This is a genomic window from Vibrio sp. Hal054 (genome assembly GCF_037162405.1).
In the GTDB taxonomy this organism is placed as follows: Bacteria; Pseudomonadota; Gammaproteobacteria; order Enterobacterales; family Vibrionaceae; genus Vibrio; species Vibrio diazotrophicus.
This window is the reverse complement of sequence record NZ_JARLUT010000001.1, coordinates 1,743,699-1,768,955: the sequence shown is the minus strand read 5'-3', so window position 1 is coordinate 1,768,955 and position 25,257 is coordinate 1,743,699. Positions and strand designations below refer to the sequence as shown.

At 43.2% G+C, this 25,257-nt stretch carries 22 protein-coding genes; 16 read left to right on the top strand and 6 right to left on the bottom strand.

Features of this window, described 5'->3' with window-relative positions; genetic code table 11:
* The first annotated feature begins 44 nt into the window (after positions 1-44).
* The 3 genes from P4S58_RS08200 (at position 45) to gntR (ending at position 3,162) form a co-directional block, all read left to right on the top strand.
* Positions 45-551, top strand: coding sequence for a gluconokinase (locus tag P4S58_RS08200; RefSeq protein WP_102965926.1), 507 nt, complete (start codon positions 45-47; stop codon positions 549-551).
* A 14-nt stretch (positions 552-565) separates the two neighbouring features.
* Positions 566-2,035: an NADP-dependent phosphogluconate dehydrogenase gene (gene gndA / locus P4S58_RS08195; RefSeq protein WP_337164539.1), complete on the top strand. Its 1,470-nt coding sequence runs from the start codon at positions 566-568 to the stop codon at positions 2,033-2,035.
* Positions 2,036-2,160: 125 nt separating this feature from the next.
* Positions 2,161-3,162: a gluconate operon transcriptional repressor GntR gene (gene gntR, locus P4S58_RS08190; RefSeq protein WP_102953072.1), complete on the top strand. Its 1,002-nt coding sequence runs from the start codon at positions 2,161-2,163 to the stop codon at positions 3,160-3,162.
* A gap of 39 nt (positions 3,163-3,201) precedes the next feature.
* Here gntR and P4S58_RS08185 read toward each other — a convergent pair whose 3' ends face one another.
* Positions 3,202-4,137 (bottom strand): DUF3943 domain-containing protein, encoded by a 936-nt coding sequence (locus tag P4S58_RS08185; protein ID WP_373279348.1) that lies wholly within the window; start codon positions 4,135-4,137, stop codon positions 3,202-3,204.
* A 141-nt stretch (positions 4,138-4,278) separates the two neighbouring features.
* Between P4S58_RS08185 and P4S58_RS08180 the strand changes: the two genes are divergently transcribed.
* Together P4S58_RS08180 and P4S58_RS08175 are read left to right on the top strand one after the other, a co-directional pair.
* Complete coding sequence (locus P4S58_RS08180; protein WP_337163532.1) at positions 4,279-5,517, top strand: CinA family nicotinamide mononucleotide deamidase-related protein; 1,239 nt, start codon at positions 4,279-4,281, stop codon at positions 5,515-5,517.
* A gap of 237 nt (positions 5,518-5,754) precedes the next feature.
* Positions 5,755-6,015 carry a 30S ribosomal protein S6 modification protein gene (locus P4S58_RS08175; RefSeq protein WP_102953074.1) on the top strand — a complete coding sequence of 87 codons (261 nt, stop codon included), beginning with the start codon at positions 5,755-5,757 and terminating at the stop codon, positions 6,013-6,015.
* 45 nt (positions 6,016-6,060) lie between these two features.
* Here the strand turns inward: P4S58_RS08175 and yfaE are convergent, their stop codons facing one another.
* The 4 genes from yfaE to ubiG form a co-directional block, all read right to left on the bottom strand.
* Complete coding sequence (gene yfaE / locus P4S58_RS08170) at positions 6,061-6,339, bottom strand: class I ribonucleotide reductase maintenance protein YfaE (protein WP_102953075.1); 279 nt, start codon at positions 6,337-6,339, stop codon at positions 6,061-6,063.
* Positions 6,339-7,472: a class Ia ribonucleoside-diphosphate reductase subunit beta gene (gene nrdB / locus P4S58_RS08165; protein ID WP_042487730.1), complete on the bottom strand. Its 1,134-nt coding sequence runs from the start codon at positions 7,470-7,472 to the stop codon at positions 6,339-6,341. The genes yfaE and nrdB overlap by 1 nt, the downstream gene beginning before the upstream one ends.
* Positions 7,473-7,545: 73 nt before the next feature.
* On the bottom strand, positions 7,546-9,828 hold the full coding sequence (nrdA, locus tag P4S58_RS08160; RefSeq protein WP_337163529.1) for a class 1a ribonucleoside-diphosphate reductase subunit alpha: 2,283 nt from the start codon (positions 9,826-9,828) through the stop codon (positions 7,546-7,548).
* A 447-nt stretch (positions 9,829-10,275) separates the two neighbouring features.
* Positions 10,276-10,989, bottom strand: coding sequence for a bifunctional 2-polyprenyl-6-hydroxyphenol methylase/3-demethylubiquinol 3-O-methyltransferase UbiG (gene ubiG, locus P4S58_RS08155; RefSeq protein WP_269348985.1), 714 nt, complete (start codon positions 10,987-10,989; stop codon positions 10,276-10,278).
* 371 nt (positions 10,990-11,360) lie between these two features.
* Here ubiG and gyrA point away from each other — a divergent pair, with 371 nt between their 5' ends.
* The 10 genes from gyrA to P4S58_RS08105 all read left to right on the top strand — a co-directional run bounded on the left by gyrA (position 11,361) and on the right by P4S58_RS08105 (position 23,680).
* On the top strand, positions 11,361-14,009 hold the full coding sequence (gene gyrA, locus P4S58_RS08150; RefSeq protein WP_102965923.1) for a DNA topoisomerase (ATP-hydrolyzing) subunit A: 2,649 nt from the start codon (positions 11,361-11,363) through the stop codon (positions 14,007-14,009).
* Between the two features lie 415 nt (positions 14,010-14,424).
* On the top strand, positions 14,425-14,604 hold the full coding sequence (locus tag P4S58_RS08145; protein WP_337163526.1) for a hypothetical protein: 180 nt from the start codon (positions 14,425-14,427) through the stop codon (positions 14,602-14,604).
* Positions 14,605-14,916: 312 nt separating this feature from the next.
* Positions 14,917-15,513: a GTP cyclohydrolase II gene (locus tag P4S58_RS08140; RefSeq protein WP_102942464.1), complete on the top strand. Its 597-nt coding sequence runs from the start codon at positions 14,917-14,919 to the stop codon at positions 15,511-15,513.
* Positions 15,514-15,668: 155 nt separating this feature from the next.
* Positions 15,669-16,928: an imelysin family protein gene (locus tag P4S58_RS08135; RefSeq protein WP_337163524.1), complete on the top strand. Its 1,260-nt coding sequence runs from the start codon at positions 15,669-15,671 to the stop codon at positions 16,926-16,928.
* A gap of 135 nt (positions 16,929-17,063) precedes the next feature.
* Complete coding sequence (locus P4S58_RS08130; protein WP_102953079.1) at positions 17,064-18,446, top strand: di-heme oxidoreductase family protein; 1,383 nt, start codon at positions 17,064-17,066, stop codon at positions 18,444-18,446.
* 24 nt (positions 18,447-18,470) lie between these two features.
* Complete coding sequence (locus P4S58_RS08125) at positions 18,471-19,502, top strand: imelysin family protein (RefSeq protein WP_102953080.1); 1,032 nt, start codon at positions 18,471-18,473, stop codon at positions 19,500-19,502.
* On the top strand, positions 19,483-20,571 hold the full coding sequence (locus tag P4S58_RS08120; protein WP_337163523.1) for a DUF1513 domain-containing protein: 1,089 nt from the start codon (positions 19,483-19,485) through the stop codon (positions 20,569-20,571). Before P4S58_RS08125 ends, P4S58_RS08120 begins: the two co-directional genes overlap by 20 nt.
* 69 nt (positions 20,572-20,640) lie before the next feature.
* Positions 20,641-22,194 carry a L,D-transpeptidase family protein gene (locus P4S58_RS08115; protein WP_337163521.1) on the top strand — a complete coding sequence of 518 codons (1,554 nt, stop codon included), beginning with the start codon at positions 20,641-20,643 and terminating at the stop codon, positions 22,192-22,194.
* A 215-nt stretch (positions 22,195-22,409) separates the two neighbouring features.
* The gene (locus P4S58_RS08110) at positions 22,410-22,958 is read left to right on the top strand and encodes a YcbK family protein (protein ID WP_337163519.1); all 549 of its coding nucleotides are present in this window, start codon (positions 22,410-22,412) and stop codon (positions 22,956-22,958) included.
* Between the two features lie 65 nt (positions 22,959-23,023).
* The gene (locus P4S58_RS08105) at positions 23,024-23,680 is read left to right on the top strand and encodes an MBL fold metallo-hydrolase (RefSeq protein ID WP_102953084.1); all 657 of its coding nucleotides are present in this window, start codon (positions 23,024-23,026) and stop codon (positions 23,678-23,680) included.
* On the opposite strand, the gene P4S58_RS08100 is transcribed toward P4S58_RS08105, so the two are convergent.
* Positions 23,674-24,351, bottom strand: coding sequence for a DUF2982 domain-containing protein (locus P4S58_RS08100; RefSeq protein WP_042487841.1), 678 nt, complete (start codon positions 24,349-24,351; stop codon positions 23,674-23,676). The two genes, P4S58_RS08105 and P4S58_RS08100, sit on opposite strands and share 7 nt — an antisense overlap.
* A 220-nt stretch (positions 24,352-24,571) precedes the next feature.
* Between P4S58_RS08100 and P4S58_RS08095 the strand changes: the two genes are divergently transcribed.
* Positions 24,572-24,967, top strand: coding sequence for a MarR family transcriptional regulator (locus tag P4S58_RS08095; RefSeq protein WP_102965916.1), 396 nt, complete (start codon positions 24,572-24,574; stop codon positions 24,965-24,967).
* Positions 24,968-25,257 lie beyond the last annotated feature (290 nt).

Here is a 25,257-nt window from a genome sequence, read left to right as displayed (position 1 = left end):
TAGTAAGGCGGCTACGGTGAGAGTAGTCTAGGGAAGTGTGTTCAATGGACCCAAAGAAAATATTGGTTATGGGCGTTTCAGGTTGCGGTAAGAGCTCAGTTGGCAGCGCTATCGCAAAAGCATTGAACCTGAAATTCTTTGATGGTGATGACTACCACTCTGAACAGAGTGTAGAAAAGATGAGACAAGGGATTCCTCTTACTGATGAAGACCGTATTGGTTGGCTGCAACGTTTGAATAGCCTGTTTTTAGAGCATGAGTCTGCGGTGATCGCTTGTTCTGCTTTGAAACCCGAATACAGAGACATTCTACGCAACAACAATCAGGACTTAGCTATTGTCTATTTGCAAGGTGACTACGACACGATTTGGGCTCGTTTGTCACAGCGCGCAAATCACTATTTCCATGGTGAGAAGATGTTGAAAAGTCAGTTTGATACTTTGATTGAACCAGAAGCTGACGAAGCCATTTTTGTTGATGTATCCTCATCTATGGAAGAGGTATTAGAGCAGGCGCTTCAAGGGCTTCGCAATAAAGGAGAAAGCGCTTGAGTTATCAGATTGCAATGGTTGGATTAGGCGTGATGGGCAAAAGTCTTGCGCTTAATCTGGTTGACCACGGGTTTTCAGTGGTGGGGTTTGACTTAAGCCAAAGCCACTGCCTACGAGCGGATAAAGAAGCTCAAGAACTCTCCTTAAATCCGAATAAAGGGCAGTTCAAAATAGCGCAGAACCTAAAGGACTTGCTCTCTTGCTTGGCAACACCAAGAGTGATTGCCTTATCGGTTCCTGCAGGCGAAATCGTTGATCAAGTCATCGAGCAACTGCTGCAAAATGGCTTGGAAGCGCAAGACATTGTTATTGATACTGGCAACAGTTTGTGGACCGACTCTGAACGTAGAGAAGAGGTGTTTGCTGGTCGTCTGCGATTCTTCAGTACTGCTGTTTCTGGCGGTGAACAAGGTGCACGTCACGGCCCATCTTTAATGGCAAGTGGCGATCCTATCGCATGGAAGCACGTTGAACCTATGTGGACTGCAATTGCCGCTAAAGTAGATGCGAACGGTTTATCCATCGATTCTCATCAGTCAGGCGAAGCATGTGCTGCATATTTAGGTCCGGCTGGGGCAGGGCATTACGTGAAGATGGTGCACAACGGCATTGAATATGCCGATATGCAAATTATCTGTGAAGCGTATCAGTACATGCGCCAAGTTTTGCAGATGTCAGCCACCGAAATTGGTGAAGTGTTTACGGTTTGGAATCAAGGTACACTTAACAGCTATCTGATGGAAATCAGTGCAGACATACTCAAGCAACACGATCCAAGAACGGGCAACTCGTTGGTGGATATGATTCTGGATGTCGCGGAGCAAAAAGGTACTGGGCTTTGGACAGCGGTCAATGCGTTGCAGATGGGGAGCCCTGCGACAACGATCGCTCAGGCTGTGTTTGCTCGAGCATTAAGCGCTAACAAAGGGCGTCGAGTAAAAGCCTCTTCCATATTGCCTTCAGTGAAGCAAACTTGTTTAGAAGACAAGACACAAGCTCTGAAAGCACTAGAGGATGGTTTGTATTGCGCGAAATTAGTCACTTATGCCCAAGGGTTTGACTTACTCAAGAGTAAATCAGAGCTTGAGGGCTGGCAGCTCAATTTCTCAGACATTGCGAAAATCTGGCGTTCTGGCTGTATTATTCGTGCTGCATTCTTGCAAAACATTTCCGCTGTATATGAGCATAATTCTGAACTTGAGCATCTGTTATTTGCCGAAGATTTCATTGAGCAGCTTTCCAAGCGTGTATTAGGCTGGAGAACCTGCAGTGCTCAGGCAATATTATCCGGTGTTGCTATGCCAGCAATGACTTCGGCATTGAATTACTACGATGCTTTGTCGAGCTCACTATCTCCGGCGAATTTGCTGCAAGCGCAGCGAGATTACTTTGGTGCGCATACTTATGCGCGGGTGGATGAGCCATCTACGGATAAGTTTCATTTGCTTTGGGAAAGTGAAACTCGACTAGAAACTAAACGTTAATCAATAAGCGCCTTTTATCTGGGCGCTTTTTTGATAACAGAGTCAAATAAATAAGTGCGATTAAACCTATTTCTCTATTGAGCTCTTGAGTACAATGTTACCAGTAACAAAGAGAATATTTATTTATGGTTAGTAAGAAAAAACGCCCGACGCTTCAGGATGTAGCGAATTTAGTCGGAGTGACTAAAATGACAGTCAGTCGCTGTCTACGTGATCCCAATTCTGTATCTCCTGCGGTACAAGAGAAAGTGCTCGCAGCTGTCGAGGAGCTGGGCTATATCCCCAATCGTGCTCCTGATATTTTGTCGAATGCGAAAAGCCATGCGATTGGCGTTCTTGTTCCGTCTTTAACTAACCAAGTCTTTGCAGAAGTTATTCGAGGTATTGAGCAAGTGACTGGGCCTGCTGGCTACCAAACTATGCTTGCGCACTATGGTTATAGCTCTGAGCTGGAAGAGCAGAGTGTGGCTTCATTACTCTCCTATAACGTGGACGCTATTATCCTTTCTGAAAATGTTCACACAGAACGAGTAAAAAAAATGCTGCAAACCGCGTCTATTCCGGTGGTAGAAATTATGGATTCTATCTCCCCGAGAATTGAACAAGCGGTGGGTTTTGACAATTTCTCCGCCGCGAAGGATATGACCAAGGCTATGTTGGCAAAAGGATGCAAACAGATTGTCTATTTAGCCGCACGAATGGATGAACGTACCCGTCAAAAAATGTCTGGTTTTAATCAGGCGATGAATGACGCTGGTTTAGAACCTTTGGCTCTGCAAACGGAAGCGGCCTCATCGTTTACTTTGGGTGCAAAGTTATTGGGTGATGCAATTGAAAAACATCCCAAGGTTGACGGCATATTTTGTACCAACGATGACTTAGCGATTGGTGCGTTTTATGAGTGTGTAAGGCGCAACATCTCTGTTCCTAACCAAATTTCTATCGCAGGTTTCCATGGGCACGATATTAGTCAGGCTATGACACCAAGGTTAGCCACAGTGGTGACACCACGTGAAAAAATCGGCCTGATTGCGGCAAGAGAGATCATGAATCGACTCAATGGCGAAAAGGAATACCAAGAGTGCATTGATCTTGGCTACCGAATTGAGTTGGGGGAGAGTATTTAAAAGCGCCGATACAGCGCTTTTAAATATCAATCATTGAGATTAGAACGTTACTTTGAAGTTCAAAGAGTAGAACTGATCGTCGTAAGGTACGCCTGAACTTAGCGCAAAGTTCGCAGCATCGTTATTACCATACCAAGGGTCCGTTTGCAGCTGAAGTTCTGCTGAGCCACCCCAAGCATTACTCACCCAGCCGTGAATATGACCAACAGGGTTCAGGAAGAACAAGCTAATATCACCCACGGTTTCAGAACCTAGAACTTCACCGCCATTGGCGACGATTTCTTGCTCTGTCTCGAACATGATCTCACCCACAACCGCACCAAAGAATGGCGTGATGAAAAGGTCTTGATAGGACGGTACTTCTGCAAACGCTTCTACGCCGTATTCCCAGAAGAATGCGGACATAGTGAACGAATACAAGAAAGACTGAAATTCGTTGTAACCAGCATGACGCGCTGCAGTGTAGTACACGCCGCCAAAATAGGGGTGCATGATGTAGTTTAGGTAGTGTTCATCTCTGTCCCATACTGGACCAGATGAGACATTGTCTTTCCATTTTTTGCCTAAGCCGCTAAGGTCGCGATCTTCTTCATCCCATTTAGTGACAGATTCAGGAAGAAGTGTCATAAGTGCAACGGTCGCAACACTCAATCCTAGAATGGTATAGGTTTGCTGTCTTAGGTATTCAGCGTCTTTTTCGCTAGATACCGTCAGATAACGAGGAAGTGGCTGATCAATCTGCAAGTCTTGCTGTTCAGACAGACTCATTGAAAACGGAGAAGGTGCTTGATAAGAAAGCGGAGAATTAAAAGCACATAAAGAATCAGCACAGTTTACTGAGTATTCAAGTTCAAGAGGTTGTTGGTCAAAGTACGTGCTTGCATTTGCACAAGCTGACATTGATAACGTGAGGGCTGTGATGGTTTTCTTTAGCACAAAAGGCTCCAAGGCACTGTTTTTAATGATCACTGTCACAATTATCCATTAAAGTCTTGAACATGGAAACATCAAATTGCACATAAACGGAAAACTTCTGGAGAAATAACACATTCCAGAGGATATAGTGAATGCCATATAACCGAGTATAGGTTAGGTAAATATATTAAAGGTAAGAATATGCTCAAAGTTGCAATGTTAAGCACTGGTGAGGAAGTGTTGCATGGAGACATCGTTGATACCAATGCAGCTTGGTTATCGCGAGAGTTTTTCCAAAATGGTTTTGCGTTAAACAAACGCTCAACGGTAGGGGATGCAAAAACTTCACTAGTCGAAGAGCTATTAATGCTGAGCTTCAACGCAGATGTAGTGGTAGTGAACGGTGGCCTAGGACCAACGACCGATGATCTAAGTTCGGAATGCGCAGCATTGGCCGCTGAGCAAGAACTCAAACTGTTTCCTGAATGGCTAGAGAAGCTAGAAACCTTTTTTGCTCAGCGTAAAATCAAAATGCCGGAAAGTAACATTAAACAAGCCATGTTGCCTGAGAAAGCGATCATTCTCGATAACCCAATAGGCACAGCTTGCGGCTTTAAGGTTCAAATCAATGACTGCTGGTTCTACTTCACTCCGGGTGTTCCAAAAGAGTTTAAGCTCATGGCCAGTGAACAGATATTGCCAGATCTGAAAAAGCAGTATCCACAACAGGCTGGTTTAGAGTGTAGTCGTCTCTATACATTTGGCACGACGGAGTCGGGTATATCCGACAAGTTGGATAAACTTCACCTTCCTCAAGGATACGTGCTTGGTTACCGCTCTTATTTGCCGTTTATTGAAGTGAAGTTGTTTGGCCCACGCAATGACTTAGATACGCGTGTAAAGCTGCTACAAATGATTTACTCGCATTTAGAGCAACATGTTGTGAGTGTTGATGAACCGATGCTTGAACATATCGGACATCTTATGGCTGAGAAAGGGATGTCGCTTGCTTTGGCTGAGCAATCAACTAAAGGTTGGCTATCCAATTGGCTTTTAAGTAATGCCGAAATCGAGAAGCTTAGTGGGCATAGCTGGATTCTCAGCCATAAAGCTGAGGAAGGTTTGGGGCATCAGGATCCGTTGGCTGCTTCTTTTGCTTTGGCGGCAGCAACGAAAGAAAAGTGCGCCACTGATCTTTCCCTTGTAACGGGCATGCTCAATGAAGACCATTTCACTGTTTCTTTGTCTGCTCCGCAAGGAGAGTGGGGACAAACAGTGAAGTTCAACCGCGCTTATGCTTCTGGAGAACAGAAGCAAATCATCGGTACTATTGCCGCTGATATGTTGCGTCGTTATTTGGAAGGTAAACCTATTCTCGCCAAGTACAGTTCAGTGACGACGGTTAAAGACATGTATCTTCCAAGTAGTGTTTTGGGTTGATTTGCACACCTTGAATTCCGCTAGTTTTATTTTCCGTACGATGAATGGTAATAAGCTGATGAATAATTGGCTTATTACCGAAATCGACATTATCTCTTTTCATATGCGTAAATTGTCTAAGATCTAAACCGATGATTTTAAGAGAGGTAAAAATTCGTCTCACAAATGAGTCCAAAATTTCTCAATTTTGTTTGTAAACTGAAAGCTCGTCGCTGTGACTTCGGCAGGAGGCTGGATATGTTTTCACAATCAAAAATCTTAGTGTGGTACGAAATTGCAAGCCAAAAAGTAGTGTTAGGAGAAGCACTTACCGGTAGTGGTGAGGATTATGATGTTGTTTCACTTTGGCGTCATGCGCCAGTCGACAATAACAATTCAAGCTATCCTGGCTATCGCTTGTCTTTGTATGATGATGGCGGTAGGGAAATCGGTCATAAATCCGTTTCTATGGGAACGGCAGATGAAATTCTATTTGGAATGAATAAAGCCAGAGCTTAGCTCTGGCTTCAATTTATCCTGCTTGTGCGAACAAATAACGCGGGATTATGCTCGTTTCGCTTTCGGCTGGTAATGCACATCGGATAGTTCAACTGGCGTTTTTGCTTTACATATGCAAGGCAAAATTTCATTGCTTTGCGTATACGCCATTGCAAAACCAACATATTCGACTTCGCCGGAGAGAAGCGTGCAACGACACGCTCCACAATGGCCATCTCGGCAGTTGTATTCCGGTTCTAACCCAGCCTGTTCCATTGTTTCTAGCAATGTGTTTGACGGGTTAGATTCAATAGTGATTATTTTGTTGATTTTGACCGTTGCCATTACAGCTCAAAGCCCTCGAAATCGTCTGCGCCAACTTCGTTATCGATTTGACCAACGAGGTATGAGCTGATTTCTGCTTCCTGTGGAGCAACTTGAACGTTATCAGATGATAACCATGCGTTGATCCATGGAATAGGGTTGCTGGTTGCATTCGGGTATGCCGCATCAAGACCCACAGCTTGCATACGGATGTTCGTGATGTACTCAACGTATTGAGAAAGAATATCTTTGTTCAGACCAATCATAGATCCATCTTTGAACAGGTATTCAGACCACTCTTTTTCTTGTTCTGCTGCAGCTTTAAATAAGTCAAAACACTCTTGTTTGCACTCTTCTGCAATTTGTAAGAACTCAAAATCGTCCATGCCGTTGCGAAGCAGATTGATCATGTGCTGAGTACCAGTAAGGTGCAGCGCTTCGTCACGAGCGATAAGCTTGATGATTTTCGCGTTACCTTCCATCAGCTCACGTTCTGCGAAAGCGAATGAACACGCAAAACTTACGTAGAAACGAATCGCTTCTAGCGCGTTTACAGACATCAAGCACAGGTATAGCTGCTTCTTAAGTCCAGACAGGCTTACTTTGATTGTTTCGCCATTAACCGTGTGTGTACCTTCGCCGTAACGGTGATAATCGTTGGTTAACTGGATCAGATTGTCGTAGTAATGCGCGATGTCTTTCGCACGTTTAATGATGTGTTCATTTTCTACGATATCGTCAAACACAACCGCAGGGTCATTAACGATGTTACGGATAATGTGCGTGTACGAACGAGAGTGAATTGTTTCTGAGAAAGACCACGTTTCAATCCACGTTTCCAATTCTGGTAGTGAAACCAATGGAAGTAGAGCAACGTTAGGACTACGCCCTTGGATTGAATCAAGAAGAGTCTGATACTTTAAGTTCGAGATGAAAATATGCTTTTCATGATCAGGTAACTTGTTGTAATCAATACGGTCACTTGAAACGTCAACTTCTTCAGGACGCCAGAAGAACGAAAGTTGCTTTTCGATCAACTTTTCAAAAATGTCGTATTTTTGTTGGTCATAGCGAGCCACGTTAACTGGCTGACCAAGAAACATTGGTTCTTTAAGTTGGTTATTCTTTTTCTGAGTAAAAGTACTGTAAGCCATTTGCTGTCATCCATTTTGCCCTTTGCCTTCGTCAAAGGGCATTCAAATCAGTTAAAAATTCGAGTCAATCAGATTAGATCTTGCAACCGCCACCTGCGCAGTCGTCATCTTGTGGCTGCACCACGTCTTTTTGATCGTCTTTCGCACCATCACGAGTGTTATGGTAGTACAGCGTCTTCACACCAAACTTGTATGCAGTCAGCAGATCCTGAAGCAGTTTCTTCATTGGCACTTTGCCAGACTCAAAATTGCTAGGGTCGTAGTTGGTGTTCGCTGAAATAGCTTGGTCAACGAACTTCTGCATGATACCAACTAGGTGTAGATAACCATCGTTAGAACCGATGTTCCAAAGCAACTCGTAGTTTTCTTTGTATTTTAGGAACTCTGGTACAACTTGCTTCAAAATGCCGTCTTTTGATGCTTTTACTGATACGTAACCACGAGGTGGTTCGATACCGTTAGTTGCATTCGAAATCTGAGAAGATGTCTCAGATGGCATCAGTGCAGTCAGAGTTGAGTTACGTAGACCGTGCTCCAAGATCTCTGTACGTAGTGCGTCCCAATCATAATGAAGTTCTTCATCACAGATTTTATCTAGGTCGCGCTTGTACGTATCAATTGGTAGCAAGCCCTTCGCGTAATTTGTTTCGTCAAATAAAGGACACTTACCGTGTTCTTTCGCGAGCTGTACAGAAGCTTTTAGCAAGTAGTATTGCATAGCTTCAAAAGTACGGTGCGTTAGAGCGTTTGCACTGCCGTCTGAGTATTTAACGCCATTCTTCGCTAGGTAGTATGCGTAGTTAATCACACCTACGCCTAGCGTACGACGATTCATCGTTGACTTATAAGCGGCTGGTAGTGGGTAGTCTTGATAATCTAACAAAGCATCAAGTGCACGAACCACTAGGTCTGCTAGCTCTTCAAAATCGTCTAGATTTTCAATCGAACCTAGGTTGAATGCAGACAGAGTACAAAGTGCAATTTCACCATTGTCATCTTCAACATTAGTTAAAGGTTTGGTTGGCAGTGCAATTTCCAAACATAGGTTTGATTGACGTACTGGAGCCACGCTCGCATCAAACGGGCTGTGAGTATTACAGTGGTCAACGTTCTGAATGTAAATACGACCTGTAGAAGCACGTTCTTGCATTAGTAGCGTGAACATTTCAAGAGCTTTAACGGTTGTCTTCTTAATCGAAGCATCGTTCTCGTACTTCACATATAGACGTTCGAATTCGTCTTGATCTTGGAAGAACGCATCGTAAAGTCCAGGTACGTCAGAAGGTGAGAACAGAGTAATGTTTCCGCCTTCCACTAAACGTTGGTACATCAGTTTGTTTAGCTGAACACCATAGTCCATATGACGAACACGGTTTTCTTCAACACCACGGTTGTTCTTAAGAACTAATAGTGACTGAGCTTCACCGTGCCATAGAGGGTAAAACACCGTTGCTGCGCCACCACGAACACCACCTTGAGAACAACATTTCACTGCTGTTTGGAAGTATTTGTAGAATGGAATACAACCTGTGTGGAAAGCTTCACCACCACGGATTTCTGAGCCCAATGCACGAATACGACCAGCGTTGATACCAATACCTGCGCGTTGAGAAACGTAACGAACAATTGAGCTCGCTGTTGCGTTAATAGAATCTAAGCTGTCGCCACACTCGATCAGTACACATGAGCTGAACTGGCGGGTAGGCGTACGCACACCAGACATAATTGGTGTAGGTAGGGAAATCTTGAATGTTGACGTCGCATCATAGAAACGCTTGATGTAATCCAAACGAGTGTCTTTTGGATACTTCGCAAACAAACATGCCGCTACAAGAATGTAAAGGAACTGAGCACTCTCATAAATTTGGCCTGTCACTCGGTTCTGTACAAAGTACTTACCTTCAAGCTGTTTTACAGCAGCATAAGAGAAGTTTAAGTCACGACGGTGATCGATAAAGCTGTCTAGCTTGATGAAATCTTCACGCGTGTAATCTTCCATTAAGTGCTTGTCGTATTTGCCTTTCTCAACCATTGAAGAAACATGTTCTAATAGTGTTGGTGGCTCATATTGACCATAAGCTTTTTTGCGTAGATGGAATACCGCTAATCGCGCAGCCAAATATTGGTAATCTGGGCTCTCTTCAGAGATCAGGTCAGCTGCTGATTTAATAATCGTTTCATGAATGTCTGATGTGGTAATGCCATCGTAGAACTGGATGTGAGCACGAAGTTCCACTTGTGATACAGAGACATTTTGTAGACCTTCAGCAGCCCATGTGATCACTCGGTGGATCTTATCCAGATCAATAGTTTCTTTGCGGCCATCACGCTTTGTGACAGTGAGTTGTTGGTTCATTCTGCTTCATTTCCCTAACAAAACTGATTAAAACCGTTTTTATATGTAATTCTTGTAAAATTATTAACGGTTTTGTGATTATGCTCGTCCTATATCTAGTGGCTTAGACACTACATATAGGGGTGCATCAGTGTTCGAGTTACAACATAGTGCTATAACCCCTTTAATGCAAGTTACAGTTTAGGGGAAACTTTGTGGATAACTTTGAAAATGAAAAAAAACGTTAGTAGCCACTAACTGATGATCTAAGAACAGAGTTGATTGTAAAAAATCGAGCTTTCAAGATTGGTTTATTCGTAACCGATCAAAAAAAATTTCCTTGATCTTTAACTAAAAATTCGAGCCAAATTTAGTTGATTCAAAATGGAACAGAATGCACGAAAATCGTGCATAAAAATGAAATGTTTCTCGAAGTAGTTGAGGGTTAAAAAACCCTCAACTTTGTGATCAGAACAAACGCGTGTGAACGATGTAGTTCACATCAACATTTTTCCCTAAGCGATATGCGTCAGTCAGCGGGTTGTAAAGTAAACCAGTGATACCTTGTTCTTTAAGGTGTGTTTGATCGACCATTTTAAGCAGCTCAGAAGGACGAATGAACTTCTCGTGGTCGTGAGTACCTTCAGGGACAATCTTCATTAGCTTCTCAGCACCAACAATGGCAAAAAGATACGATTTAATGTTGCGGTTCAAGGTAGAGAAGAAGACGTGACCGTTCGGTTTGACCAATGCAGCACAAGACTTAACTACGGAAAGCGGGTCTGGAACGTGTTCCAGCATTTCCATACAAGTCACCACATCATAGGTTTGTGGGTTTTCTTTTGCGTGGTCTTCGATTGTACTCTGGATATAAGTGAGCTTAGTTCCAGTTTCTAACGCGTGGAGACGAGCGACTTCCAAAGGCTCTTTGCCCATATCTAAGCCCGTAACTTCCGCACCTTCGCGAGCCATGCTTTCCGCTAAAATGCCACCACCGCAGCCCACGTCCAACACTTTCTTGCCGAAAAGACCATCCGCTTTGTCTAGAACATAATTGAGACGAAGAGGGTTAATCTGGTGAAGAGGTTTGAATTCGCCTTCTAGATCCCACCAACGAGAGGCCATGTCCTCGAATTTTTTTATTTCGTTAGGGTCGACGTTTTGATTTTGAGTTGTCGTCATAGTGAATTTGCCTTTAATACTCATCCGTGGTTACGTTGGCATTATAACGTTATGAGTAAATCAAACCAGTTGTTCTCTATTTGTTTAAACAAGAATTGATTGTTTAGTAAATATATGGGCAAAAATTAACCATTTATCAGTTGGATATGGGAGAAGTGTGTAATTTCTCCACATTTTAGAGGCAACAAACATCACAACCTGATAAAAGGGCAATGAAAGTTATGCCGAACCGTTATAAGTTGTGTTATATTTTTTCACCTTATAAGTATCAATAATATCTGGAAATTGGAAAACAGTGTCTATTCGGCTTATTTATAGTAATAGTTCACTGTCTGGATATACCGATCAAACTATAGAGGGATAAAGGCTCTATGAGCGATCTAGCTAAAGAGATCACGCCCGTAAACATTGAAGATGAGCTTCGAGGTTCATACCTAGACTATGCGATGTCAGTTATCGTTGGTCGTGCTCTTCCAGATGTGCGTGATGGTCTAAAACCAGTACACCGCCGCGTTCTATTTGCTATGAACGTATTGGGCAACGATTGGAATAAACCATATAAGAAATCTGCCCGTGTGGTAGGTGACGTAATCGGTAAATATCACCCACATGGTGACAGTGCTGTATACGATACTATCGTACGTATGGCACAGCCGTTCTCACTGCGCTATATGCTAGCGGATGGTCAAGGTAACTTCGGTTCTATCGATGGCGACTCTGCTGCGGCAATGCGTTATACCGAAGTTCGTATGGCTAAAATAGCCCATGAACTGTTGGCTGATTTAGATAAAGAAACGGTTGATTACGTAGACAACTACGATGGTACTGAGCAGATTCCTGCTGTACTGCCAACGAAAGTTCCTAACCTGCTTGTGAACGGTTCGTCAGGTATCGCAGTAGGTATGGCGACCAATATTCCGCCACACAACTTAACTGAAGTTGTGAATGGATGCTTGGCATTCATCGAAAATGAAGACATCACTATTGATGAGTTGATGGATTACATTCCAGGACCAGATTTCCCAACCGCAGCATTGATTAGTGGTCGTAAAGGTATCATTGATGCCTATAAGACTGGTCGCGGTAAAGTTTACATGCGCTCTAAAGCTGATATTGAAGCAGATAAGAGTGGCAAAGAAACCATCATCGTTTCTGAAATTCCGTATCAAGTGAACAAAGCTCGCTTGATTGAGAAAATTGCGGAACTAGTAAAAGATAAAAAAGTTGAAGGCATCAGCGCACTACGTGACGAATCTGATAAAGATGGTATGCGTATTGTTATTGAATGTAGACGTGATGCAGTTGGTGAAGTTGTTCTGAACAACCTATATGCAAACACTCAACTTCAAACCACTTTCGGGATTAACATGGTTGCCCTTGAACATGGCCAACCAAAACTGTTTAACCTGAAAGAGATGATTAAGTGCTTCGTAGACCACCGCCGTGAAGTGGTGACTCGTCGTACTATTTTTGAATTACGTAAAGCTCGTGAGCGTGCTCATATCCTCGAAGGTTTGGCACTAGCACTGGCAAATATCGATGCAATCATCGAGTTGATCCGTAAGGCTCCAACACCAGCAGAAGCTAAAGTTGGTTTGATTTCACGAGGCTGGGATCTAGGCAACGTAGCGGCAATGCTTGAGCGTGCTGGTACAGATGCGGCTCGTCCAGAGTGGCTTGAAGCTCAATACGGTATTCGTGATGGTCAATATTTCTTAACTGAGCAACAAGCTCAGGCGATTCTAGAACTTCGTTTACACCGTTTAACGGGTCTAGAACACGAGAAGATTCTTGATGAATACAAACAGCTTCTAGAAGAAATTGCAGAGCTACTGCATATTCTTGGCAGCACTGAGCGCTTGATGGAAGTGATCCGTGAAGAGCTAGAAACGGTTCGTGATGCTTTTGGTGACGCACGTCGCACAGAAATCACAGCTGCAAGCCATGATATTGATATGGAAGAGCTGATTGCTCGTGAAGATGTTGTTGTGACTCTATCTCACGAAGGCTATGTGAAGTATCAGCTTCTAAGCGACTATGAATCTCAACGTCGTGGTGGCCGTGGTAAGAGTGCAACACGCATGAAAGACGAAGATTATATCGAACGTCTACTCGTTGCGAACACTCATGACAACATTCTATGTTTCTCTACGCGTGGTAAGACATACCGTCTGAAGACGTATCAATTGCCATTAGCGAGCCGTACTGCTCGTGGTAAGCCAATTGTTAACTTACTGCCGCTAGAAGAAAATGAACGTATTACAGCGATTCTGCCTGTAACTGAGTTCAGTGAAGATAAATTTATCTTTATGGCAACGGGTGACGGTACTGTTAAGAAGACGTCTTTGGATCAGTTCGCCAACGTGCGTGCAAACGGTCTGATAGCTCTTAACCTACGTGATGAAGACTCTCTAATCGGCGTTGATATTACAGACGGCAACAACGACATCATGTTGTTCTCGCAATCAGGTAAAGTTGTCCGCTTCAACGAACAACAAGTTCGTGCGATGGGACGTACTGCAGCTGGTGTTCGTGGTATGAAGCTGAACGGCGAGGATCAAATCGTTTCTCTAATCGTTCCTAAGACTGACGGTAACATACTGACAGTAACGGAAAATGGTTATGGTAAGCGTACTGTTCTAAGTGAATACCCAGCGAAGAGCCGTGCAACACAAGGTGTTGTGTCGATCAAAGTCTCAGAGCGTAACGGTCTCGTTATCGGTGCGGTTCAAGTGGAAGAAGGCGACGAGTTCATGATGATTACTAACGCAGGTACGCTTGTACGTACTCGTGTTGGCGAAGTGAGCCAAGTTGGCCGTAACACTCAAGGTGTAACACTTATCCGTACAGCGGAAGATGAGAAAGTTGTTGGGCTACAACGAATCGAAGAAATTGAAGAAACTGAACTTCCTGAAGGGGAAGAGGGTGATGAAGTTTTAGATTCGTCAGTAGAGTCAGCGGATAGCGTTGAAATTGAGAGTGATGATTCTGAAACTGATAGCGAATCTGATTCAGAATAAATAATCTTCACTATATAAAAAGCCGAGTATTAAATACTCGGTTTTTTTTCATCTAAAAAACAGCGATACCACTTTAGAAAGCGATATTTGCGTATATTTGAAACTCTATGTGATATCAAATCATTAATAAATGAAATATTAGTATTTATTAATGTATGAAATGTAAAGAGTGGTTTATATGAAGTGGCATTAGAGTGAAGTGAATATGAATAAAGCGTCATTTTTTAGCTGGTTCATTTAGGTGATCACAAAGCCAAGGTAATTGATCTATTTGAATATTTTGGATCAAAAATAACACCTATAAAAAATCAAATGTAAAGTGTGATGATAGTTCCATTAATATGTTTTTTGTCACAAAATTGAATTTTAAATGGTATTATTTTTGAGAATTAATGCTTATTAATGGATTGAGGCAGTGGACCAACTGATGATTTATAAATTGAAAGAAGCTTTTCATGAACAAATTAGTTCTCTGCAGCCATATACTTCGACTCAGTCTAAATCAACGCTATCGTTATTAACTGCGGAAGAATTGAAAGAGCTAGAACAAATTTGGATTGACTTCACCGTGTGGAAGAAAGCTCAGAAAAGCTAAGTCAATCTAGTGCTTTATACCCAGCTTAATACAGCTGGGTTTTTTATTGCCGTTTTTCGAAATTGTTATATTATAACAACAAAGCTTAATGAATCTTACAGAGCGCGTTTCTATAAGTTACTTGAGTGGATAAACAGATTATGATCTTTTCATTGAAAACTGGCGGGTCAATCCCCATAGTTATGGCAAGATTAACTGATTCGAATGCATGGACTCTCAATGTGGCAGAGCGATTCGCTTTGCTAAGTATGAGAAGAAGATAAATTATTAACGACTGTGCATAAGTAATGTTTGAGTAAAGTGAGTACAGATATGGCGGAAGTAAGAGCCAGAGTTGACTTTAAAGTCGGCGCTAAAAGTAGCATTGATGCTGAAATCCTCTCTTTCAAAGGGTTAGAAACAGACAAAGAGCACGTTGCTGTTATCTTCAAATCCGTTGATAAGTCTCAAGAGATTCCATTGGTTCGTATGCACTCTGAGTGTTTAACTGGTGATGTTTTCCATTCGTCGCGTTGCGATTGTGGTGAGCAACTAGAAGAAACCATCGAAAAAATGGGCGAATTTGGCGGAATCATTCTCTATTTGCGTCAAGAGGGCCGTGGCATTGGCCTTTATAACAAGATCGATGCTTATCGTTTACAAAGCCAAGGTATGAATACCTATGAAGCCAACAATCATTTGGGCTTCGGCGATGACCTACGTGATTTCACTGAAGCTGCGCAAATGTTGAAAGCTTTAGGTATCAGTAAGATCCGCTTAGTGACTAATAATCCTAAGAAAGTCAATGAACTAAAACAACATGGCATCGAGATTGTTGAAGTCGTCAACACGGCAGCTCACATCAAGTCGGGCAATGAAAACTATTTGAAAGCCAAAGTCTCACACGGAAAGCACGACTTAAAACTTTAATAGCTCATCACTTTTGCATAAAAAAACCTCACTTCGGTGAGGTTTTTTTTGTTACAGCTTGCAAATAAATTGTAAATTTGTATGATGCGTAACTAGTAGTGCAAATGAGAATAATTAGCACTAACAATATAAAGTTGCTCAACAAGGATGCTTCAATGAAAGTGAAATCGTTTTTAGTCCAATCTATCGCCGCTTCTTTAGCTTTAGCCAGTGCTGCAAGTATGGCCGCAGTTACTCAACAACAAGTTGTAGAAAACTATGCAGATATTGCTCACGCAGTGTTTGCTGATTCATTATCTACAGCTAAAGGTCTTGAAAAGTCAGTAGATACTTTTCTATCAGCACCGTCAGAAGCAAAATTGCAAGACGTTAAAAAAGCGTGGTTAGCAGCGCGTGTACCGTACCAACAGTCTGAAGTTTTCCGTTTTGGTAACGCCGTTGTTGATGACTGGGAAGGGCAGCTAAACGCTTGGCCTTTGGATGAAGGTCTGATCGATTACGTTGCGACAGATTACCAATATGAACTTGGTAATGAAGGCGCAAGTGCAAACATTATCGGTAATAAAGCGATCACGATCGGTGCAACGACAATTGATGCATCTACTATTACCCCTGATTTAATCGCCAGCCTGAACGAAGTTGGTGGTTCGGAAGCTAACGTTGCATCTGGGTACCACGCAATTGAATTTTTGCTATGGGGCCAAGATCTAAACGGCACTAACCCTGGCGCTGGCGCTCGTCCTTATACAGATTACGTTCAAGGTGCAGCGTGTACTAACGGCAACTGTGACCGTCGTGCCCAATACCTAAAAGCGGCTGTTCAGCTTTTGGTTCAAGATCTTGAGTGGATGGAAAAGCAGTGGTCAGCATCGGAAAAAGGTAATTACCGTCAGGAACTACTTTCAGAATCAGCAACAAACGGCATTCGTAAAATGTTGTTTGGTATGGGTTCGTTATCTCTTGGTGAGTTAGCTGGTGAGCGTATGAAAGTGGCGCTTGAAGCGAATTCAACTGAAGACGAGCACGATTGTTTCTCAGACAATACGCACAACTCTCATTACTTTAATGAGCAAGGCATTTACAACGTCTATACGGGCTCATATTCACGTGTAGACGGATCTAAAATTTCTGGTCCAAGCATCAATGATTTGGTTGCAGACAAAGATTCAGCGGCCGCGAAAGACATTCTGGCTCAATTTGAAGTTTCTCGTGCAGAAGTTGGTGAGTTAGTGAAATCAGCAGAACAAAACAATCAACACTTTGATCAGTTAATTGCTGCAGACAACGCTGAGGGCAACGCATTAGTCAATAAAGCTATCGATGGTTTAGTGGCTCAAACGGCTTCTATTGAGCGTGCAGCAGGCATTATCGGTATCGATAGTCTCAATCCGGATAACGCTGACCACGAATTTTAATCTCGATGGCAGACTGAGCTCTCTTAACAAGATTCACCCCACAAAAAGAGAGCTCATTTATACCCAATCTTTAGACCTTTAACATGAGGTGTGACGGATTGGGTTTCTTGCTTTTTAAACGATGAGAAAGACGTAATGAAGTCGTATTTTTCAGCACTACTGCTGAGTTTGGCCTCTTGCCATGCGGTGGCTGAAGACGTGAAATCTGGTGGCAGTACCAGTACAACGAAAGCCGGCCCTAATGCTTATTCTCTGCCTGCATCAAACTTGCCAATGGCAAAACGTTTGGACTTTAGCGTGGGTAACAGTTTTTTCCGTAATCCTTGGGTGCCTGCTCCTTCATCAACAGATGCTCGTGATGGTCTCGGTCCTCTTTTCAACACTAATGGTTGTCAGAACTGTCATATCAAAGACGGACGTGGTCACCCTCCAGAAGCCAATGATACCCAAGCGGTTTCGATGCTTGTGCGTTTGAGCATTCCAGCAGAAACAGCTGCACAAAAAGCCATATATGACAAAGCAGGTGTAGTACCTGAACCGGTTTACGGTGACCAACTGCAAGATTTTGCCCTGCCAGGGAAAAAAGCCGAAGGTTCGATTCATATTACTTACGACGAAGTGGTGGTTAAGTTTGCGGATGGCACTCCAGTACTTTTACGTAAACCGAATCTTTCTATTCAAAATTTAGGGTATGGCGCCTTACATCCGAAGACTCAATATTCTGCGCGTGTCGCTCCGCCTATGATTGGTTTAGGCCTGTTAGAAGCCATTCCTGAGCAGACGATTCTTTCTTGGCAAGATGAGAACGACGCTAATGGTGATGGAATCTCTGGTCGTGTAAACCGAGTTTGGGATGTCCGCGAAGAGAAAAAAGTCGTTGGACGTTTTGGCTGGAAAGCAGGGCAACCATCGTTGATGCAACAAAATGCCGCAGCGTTCAATGGTGATTTAGGGTTGACCAGCCGTTTATTCCCAAAAGAAAACTGCAGTGTGCACCAAACACTTTGTCGTCAAGTGCCTAACGGTGGTGAACCAGAAGTGAGCGATAATATACTCGATTTCGTTGAGTTCTATTCGCAACACTTAGCGGTACCTGTGCGCCGAAACGTTGATGGCCCAAAAGTTCAACACGGTAAAAAGCTGTTCGCTGAAGTAGGATGTAATAGCTGCCACAAAACAGAGGTTAAAACCGCAAAAGTGGAATCTAGACCTGCACTGTCAGAACAAACTATTCATCCATATACAGATTTGTTATTACACGATATGGGTGAGGGATTAAGTGATGGCCGACCTGAAGCTCTTGCATCAGGAAATGAGTGGCGAACGCCACCGCTATGGGGCATCGGCTATACAGAGGAAGTGAATAACCATACGTACTTCCTACATGATGGACGAGCACGAAATCTTATGGAAGCGGTGCTTTGGCACGGGGGCGAAGCTCAACCAGTCAAAGAAAAAGTACTTCAGTTCAATAAGCAAGAACGCGAATCCTTAATCGCATTTCTAAATTCTTTATAAAGTCATTCTTTGTTAGGTGTTTATATGACCTTCAAACTTTTTTTGCCAAGCATATTGGTACTGAGCTTAATGGCGTGTCAGACAAGCCAAACAGCTTCGCATGCGCAGCAAACTCAACACGTAAGCCAAGCTACTTATTTGGTGGAGTATCAAGCAGCAGATCATTTTTCTTTACAAGCCGATTCATTAGCCGAGATGTTTTATGAGTATTGTCAGGCAGATTCCGTGGATATCGGGGAGATCAAACAGCAATGGCATAGCACTATGCTTGCGTGGATGGCTTTACAAGGTCAGGAGAGAGGTCCTGCTGACGCTCTTGCTCAAAGTTGGAATGTGCAATTTTGGCCAGATAAGAAAAACACTACAGGTCTGAAAATGGGCGCACTTACAAAGCAGGATAAAGTTTGGACGGCTTCCGAAATTGCAGAAAACAGTGTGACGGTACAAGGGCTTGGTGCTATTGAATGGATGCTCTACGATTCTAAATCGCCTCTGACCACTTCGAAGGTTAAGGCATGTATGTCAGCAACAGCAATCAGTGAAAATCTGGTAAACAGAGCCGACACGATTGAAAAAGCGTGGCGTACAAACCCTTGGACAAAACTGGATGAGAAAACGTGGACATCGGAATACATAGCGCTGCTATCCAATCAGTTAGAATTCTCTATGTCTAAGTTAAGCCGTCCTTTAGCGAATATTGGTAAACCTCGCCCATATTTCTCTGAATCATGGCGCTCTAAAACGTCTCTGTTCAACCTAAAAGCCAACATTGAAGCGATGCAAGCGCTGTATTTATCTAATGGTAATGGTTTAGACAAAATGCTGAGAGATCGTGGACTGGTCGATTTGGCAGAACGAGTGAAAACCCAATATGCAAACCTTTTGGCAACATGGCCTGAAGAGGGAAGTTTGTTCGACCTGTTGCAAACAAAAGAGGGATATCGAACCGTGCTTTCTCAGTACAACAAAATGGAACAACTTAAGTATTTGTTACATGACGAAGTCTCTGTGGAACTAGACGTAGTGATAGGATTCAATGCAACCGATGGTGACTGATAACACTCGCCGCTCGCTACTAAAAGCGGCTCTCTTCGGTGTTTGCACACCAATATTTCCGTTTGGTTGTGCAAGCAACGGGAATAAAAATCAACCAGCACTCATTGGTTGTGCCGTGACAAGCCGCAACCAGTTTAGCGCTGTAGTTGCCGATAAACAGGGGCAAGCGATTCGTCAGTTGCCTTTACCTGCCAGAGGACATGGGGTCGCTATTCATCCACATATGAGTCAAGCCGTTGCTTTTGGCCGTCGTCCGGGTGAGTTCATGATGGTTTTTGACTATCAGAGTGGCGAGATGATAGCGCTCAATTCGTCTGGTTCTCAGCGACACTATTACGGTCATGGCGTCTATTCCAATGATGGCTTATGGTTGTTTGCTACCGAAGGTGAAAGAGGAACCAGTAGGGGTATCATTGGTGTTTATGACGTTCAAAAGGGCTACAAGAAAACCGATGAACTGACAGGGTTTGGTATTGGTCCACATGAGGTGATCATGATGCCAGACAACTCCTTAGCGATTGGTGTGGGTGGCGTTCATACCAACGGCCGAGAGCCTTTAAATATAGAGACAATGCAGCCGAGTCTTACTTATCTGTCTATGAATGGCAAAGTGCTAGAGCAGGTTGCATTACCGGATCACCATTTGAGTATTCGTCACCTTGCTCATGACGGAAGTGAAACCGTGTTGTGCGGACAACAATATCGTGGGCAACCGGAAGACACAGCATCATTAATTGCCATGCATACCCGTGGCGGGGAAATGCAGCCTTTACTTGCTGAACCTGAAGAGTGGGCTCATTTTAATCACTATATTGCAAGCATAGCGGCCACGGATAAATGGATATTGGCTACGTCTCCCGTCGGGAATTGCTACGGTATTTGGTCGAAGGAAACTCATCGCTTAGTTGAACTCGCTCCTTTACCCGATGCTTCAGGTGTTGTTGTGCATGATGAGCAGTTTCAGGTAAGCTCCGGTGCTGGGATGGTAGTGAGAAACCAATATCCTCATGGCGCGGCAACAAGTGTATCAAATGTGCAATGGGATAATCACTGGTCAGCAATTGTTTAATTTTGTCATAACAATTGACTCATTTTTTGCCATACTCAATCTATAGGTTGTTGAGTTAGGCGTCTTTATATGAAGAAAAATCGTTTTTTTGCAGTGTTGCTACTTCTGTTCAGTGTATCGATTTCAGCAGCAGAAAAACGGCTTTCTGAATTAGGTTGGATTGAACCTGATTCACCGGTTTTGTCACTGTTAGCGTATCCGCAGAGAGTTGAGCGAATTTATCAGGAAAATAACGCTCAGCTTATTTGGATCGATTTAGCTACCATTCAAAAGTTTGAGCAGCAGCTTGAAGTTATCCATCGTGCAGGTATTAGTCCGCTATTTGATGGCCGTTTAGGGTATTTGCAAAAATATCGCGAGCAAAATACTTGGTTTGAATACGACCTGTTAGCGACTGATACTCTTATCATGTATTTGAGTTACGCTGAGCAGGCTGCAAAACTTGGGCAACAGTGGTTTTTTGAAGGCAAAAAGCTGACATACAACTTACCACTCCCTAGTGAAAACGCCTTTGTTTCTTTGGAAGTTGCTGTGGCGACGAACGGTATTGGTGAACTGGTTCAGTCATACACGCCGAGTGACGCTTCATACAAGCCTTTGATGACTGCATACAATACTCTGCTTGAGAAAGAGTCTGAGATCATTCCTCGCTATAACCAAAAAGGTTTAATAAAGCCGGGGGATAGGCTTGATGATAGAGAGCTGCTAATTCATCGCTTATCACTGGTGAGCATCGATATGAGTCAAGTGAGTGACAGTGTCACCTGGTATGACAACAGTCTGGTGAAAGTGGTTAAGCGATTTCAACGAATGCATGGTCTTAAGTCTGACGGAATCATCGGTCCCGACACGTTAAAATGGCTCAACCTTTCTGTTAAGTCCCGCTTGGCTCTTCTGGCTTTGAATGCCGAGCGCAGCCGCTTATGGTCACAGGAAGAAGACACTGTGATCGTGGTGAACATTCCTGGGTTTGATATGAAGTACTGGTATTCAGGTAAACCCGTATTTTCATCGAAAGTGGTCGTGGGTAGTGTTAAACGTCCGACGCCTTTGATGTCTATTAAGCTCGATTCCGTGATTTTAAATCCCACTTGGAATGTTCCGAGAAAAATTATGGTGGAAGACATTCTTCCATTGGCGAAGAGGGATGCTAATTACTTCAGCCGACATAATATCGATATCATTAAGAGCTGGACCTCAGACAAAATCTTAGATCCGAAAGGGATCGATTGGACAAGCGTAGACCCAGATACATTCCCATACCGAATGCGTCAGCAATCAGGGCGTCAAAATGCATTGGGGTTGTACAAATTTAATACGCCAAATGCCAGAGCCATTTATTTGCACGATACACCAAGCAAGCATCTGTTTAGCAGCCCATCAAGAGCATTCAGCTCTGGCTGTATCCGTGTGCAGGATGCGTCTATTTTTGCTGCTAAGATTTTTGAAACTCAGGGAATTGATGAGTCCAAATTGAAAGATGAACAGAACCCAAGCAATAAGTCTATTGCGCTGAAGAAGCGAATCCCAGTTCATATCATTTACCAAACCGTTTGGTATGAAGGTGGAAGTCTTCAGTACAGGGATGATGTTTACCGCTTCGATGCACAAGCTCGTGGATGACAGGCAAAGGTTGGCAATTAAGCGCTGGCCTATGTTATTTACTTCAAAGTTTACTCAAAATTTACATATTAAAGTTTTTCTTTATGTTCAAGCACTAATGCACACAATCGCCGTGTAAGGCGATTTTGTGCACAAATTATGCATTTGACCTTCACTGGCGAGTCCGTTAAGTTTCGCCCTCTGTTTGAAATTTAATCAGTAGTAAAGGTGTTGGTTTGATTGTTTCTCGACGTGATTTTTTGAAATTTGCTGGAAGTGGTTTAGTGGTAGCGGCTTGTTCGCCAAGCCTTGCTCAAGCCTCTCTTCCAGATGAACCTCGTGTTTTGGCACTGAATAACCTGCACACGGGTGAAACGTTAGAAAGTTGCTATTTCAATGGTCATCGTTATGTGCGTTCAGAACTGAAAAGACTCAACCATATTTGCCGCGATTTTCGTCGCAACGAAGTTCATCCTATGGACAAAGGGCTATTCGACCAATTAACCCGTATTCAAACCTTAATCGGCAGTGAGGCAGAGGTACAGATTATTTCTGGTTACCGCTCTCCGGCAACCAATGAAATGCTTCGTCAAAACTCAAATGGTGTTGCGCAGAAGAGCTTCCATATGATGGGTAAGGCCTTTGATTTCCGTTTGGATGGCGTTTCATTGAAACAAGTCCATGAAGTGGCATTAAGCCTAAAAGCGGGTGGCGTTGGGTATTATCCTCGCAGTGGCTTTGTACACATAGATACAGGCCCAGTCCGCAACTGGCAAGGCTCGTAGCTTGTCAAACTACGGCTCTAGTGGCATAGTTCGAACAATTTCGAATATCGAACAAGGTTTGTTTTATGTCTTTACAATATCAAGTTGTCCCTGTGACTCACTTCGCTCAAAACTGTTCAATCGTTTGGTGTGATGAAACCATGGAAGGCGTTGTTGTCGATCCGGGTGGTGACGTCAAACAATTGAAAGCTATGATTGATGAGCTGGGAGTGAAAGTGGTTCACATCGTGCTTACTCATGGTCACTTAGATCATGTTGGTGGTACAGAATCATTGGCCGATCAGCTTGGCAATGTCGATATTGTTGGTCCACATAAAGCGGATAACTTCTGGCTACAAGGTTTAGAAGGTCAAAGCCAAATGTTCGGCTTCCCGCTTACAGAAGCATTTGAGCCAAACAGATGGTTAGATGAAGGTGACACAGTGACCTTCGGTAAACAGACTCTTCAAGTTATTCACACTCCGGGTCATACTCCGGGACATGTGGTTTTATTCAGTGAAGAAGCGCGACTGGCTTTTGTTGGTGATGTACTTTTCCATGGCAGTATCGGTCGTACTGATTTCCCTCAGGGTAATCACGGTGATTTGCTGAACTCGATCAAAACCAAGCTTTGGCCATTAGGTAATGATGTGACTTTTATTCCGGGGCACGGACCTAAATCAACATTTGGTCATGAACGATTACACAATCATTACGTGGCTGATGAAATGCCGCTTTACTGATCAGTATTCTTTGGCTCGGCTGCTGCAAGATAGCGCCGAGCTAGCCCTACAAACTCTTCCGCACTTCTGTCTAAATCATTCGCCGAGATAAAAACGTCGTAATCGTAATATTGGCGTTGATACTTCATTCTGTTTGCCAACATAGCCATTAAGCCTGAGTAGCTTTTAGTTGCAGATTCTTTGTACTGCTGAGCATCCAACACCATATCCTCAAACTTCGTTTCTTGATTTTTTTGTCGTGCGCCAAGATAGAGCAGAGCACGCTGGCTGAGCAGTATTTCAGAGGCGATACGCGGACAAATACTGTCAAGATAAGGAGAGTAGCGTCTTAGCTTGATACCAATCCATGGCAACGGATGATGCCATCCGTCTTGCTCGAAAGTACAAATGCCGATTTTACTGATGTTATTCCAACGCAAAACCCAACCGCCTCGAAACAGATGCTGCTGAAAATGAGTAGCGGTAAAGGTATAGCCAACTTGGCTTTTTCTGATCAGCCAGTAGCCAACAACCAACAACACACCAATAGCGATCACCGCGACTAAGGCTTGTCGCCAACTGGGTGACCAAATAACAAACCCCAAAGCCAATAAAGCAGCCGCAATGCCTACCCATTTCGCATAAGGAGAACGTAAGTCAAAGTGATGATTGGCGATATGAATACTCTGCATAGAAACCACATACACTCTCTATAAAACTGTGTTTATCCCCAGTATTGCAACTGTGATAATCAAAAACGTCCTTGTATAAATTGTAGTCATAAACGTGCGATAGATGCATTTTTGCGGGAGAAGTTGACCTCAATGCTACAAATGACAGCAGAATTTTGATATAAAACGCGCTTCAAATTTTCACCACTGCGATTAAAGCAGTGAAATGGAGACATACTCGATGAGACTTGCTCATAAGCGCAAAGTGCAGGCTAAACTGCAAAAGCGTGTTAAAGCGACTGTAGCGAACCTATCTTCAGCAACGAAAACTGCGAAACCTGCAGCTGAAAAGAAAGTTGTAGAGAAAAAAGTAGCTAAACCAGCGGTTGAAAAAGTTGTTGCTCAAGCAGCAGCGATTAAAGTTGACGTAGAATTAACGCCTAAGCAACAACAGGTTCTTGATATTGTTGCTAAAAATGCGGAAGGCATTAATCCTAAGTCTATTGGCCTAGAAGCTGGTCAGGAAGACGCAAAAGCGGCTTCTTGGGCAACAGGCGCACTTAAAAAACTACTTGAAGAAAATCTTGTAGTGAAAGAGCAGTTAGCGGGTAACAAAGTTATCTACAAAGCGGTGTAGTTCACTTCGCAGCTTCAATCTCTAAGGCCTCGGTATTACCGGGGCTTTTTCATTTTCACTTCTCAGACCTATATAGAATTCTATATAGCACTTACGGCGCTCTGTCACAGTTTCGAAAACAAAACGCAAACTTCATGTCTGTGAAAGTAATTACGTAGAAGCACAGAGGCCGAATATTCCAGTTTATGTAAATACCTTTTAAAAGAATTAGATAGAACAGTGATGTTATATATCCTACGTATTACTACGTAAGACGATGGTTTTATATACCGCTGCTGATGTTATTTCTT

Excerpts from the sequence above, each read along its gene's own strand:
- P4S58_RS08115 (WP_337163521.1), top strand. The coding sequence starts at position 20,641 with ATGAAGAAAAATCGTTTTTTTGCAGTGTTGCTACTTCTGTTCAGTGTA.
- nrdA (WP_337163529.1), bottom strand. The coding sequence starts at position 9,828 with ATGAACCAACAACTCACTGTCACAAAGCGTGATGGCCGCAAAGAAACT.
- P4S58_RS08200 (WP_102965926.1), top strand. The coding sequence starts at position 45 with ATGGACCCAAAGAAAATATTGGTTATGGGCGTTTCAGGTTGCGGTAAG.
- P4S58_RS08175 (WP_102953074.1), top strand. The coding sequence starts at position 5,755 with ATGTTTTCACAATCAAAAATCTTAGTGTGGTACGAAATTGCAAGCCAA.
- P4S58_RS08180 (WP_337163532.1), top strand. The coding sequence starts at position 4,279 with ATGCTCAAAGTTGCAATGTTAAGCACTGGTGAGGAAGTGTTGCATGGA.
- gndA (WP_337164539.1), top strand. The coding sequence starts at position 566 with ATGGTTGGATTAGGCGTGATGGGCAAAAGTCTTGCGCTTAATCTGGTT.
- P4S58_RS08135 (WP_337163524.1), top strand. The coding sequence starts at position 15,669 with ATGAAAGTGAAATCGTTTTTAGTCCAATCTATCGCCGCTTCTTTAGCT.
- P4S58_RS08130 (WP_102953079.1), top strand. The coding sequence starts at position 17,064 with ATGAAGTCGTATTTTTCAGCACTACTGCTGAGTTTGGCCTCTTGCCAT.
- P4S58_RS08095 (WP_102965916.1), top strand. The coding sequence starts at position 24,572 with ATGAGACTTGCTCATAAGCGCAAAGTGCAGGCTAAACTGCAAAAGCGT.
- yfaE (WP_102953075.1), bottom strand. The coding sequence starts at position 6,339 with ATGGCAACGGTCAAAATCAACAAAATAATCACTATTGAATCTAACCCG.
- ubiG (WP_269348985.1), bottom strand. The coding sequence starts at position 10,989 with ATGACGACAACTCAAAATCAAAACGTCGACCCTAACGAAATAAAAAAA.
- gyrA (WP_102965923.1), top strand. The coding sequence starts at position 11,361 with ATGAGCGATCTAGCTAAAGAGATCACGCCCGTAAACATTGAAGATGAG.
- P4S58_RS08140 (WP_102942464.1), top strand. The coding sequence starts at position 14,917 with ATGGCGGAAGTAAGAGCCAGAGTTGACTTTAAAGTCGGCGCTAAAAGT.
- P4S58_RS08120 (WP_337163523.1), top strand. The coding sequence starts at position 19,483 with ATGCAACCGATGGTGACTGATAACACTCGCCGCTCGCTACTAAAAGCG.
- P4S58_RS08125 (WP_102953080.1), top strand. The coding sequence starts at position 18,471 with ATGACCTTCAAACTTTTTTTGCCAAGCATATTGGTACTGAGCTTAATG.
- nrdB (WP_042487730.1), bottom strand. The coding sequence starts at position 7,472 with ATGGCTTACAGTACTTTTACTCAGAAAAAGAATAACCAACTTAAAGAA.
- P4S58_RS08105 (WP_102953084.1), top strand. The coding sequence starts at position 23,024 with ATGTCTTTACAATATCAAGTTGTCCCTGTGACTCACTTCGCTCAAAAC.
- gntR (WP_102953072.1), top strand. The coding sequence starts at position 2,161 with ATGGTTAGTAAGAAAAAACGCCCGACGCTTCAGGATGTAGCGAATTTA.
- P4S58_RS08100 (WP_042487841.1), bottom strand. The coding sequence starts at position 24,351 with ATGCAGAGTATTCATATCGCCAATCATCACTTTGACTTACGTTCTCCT.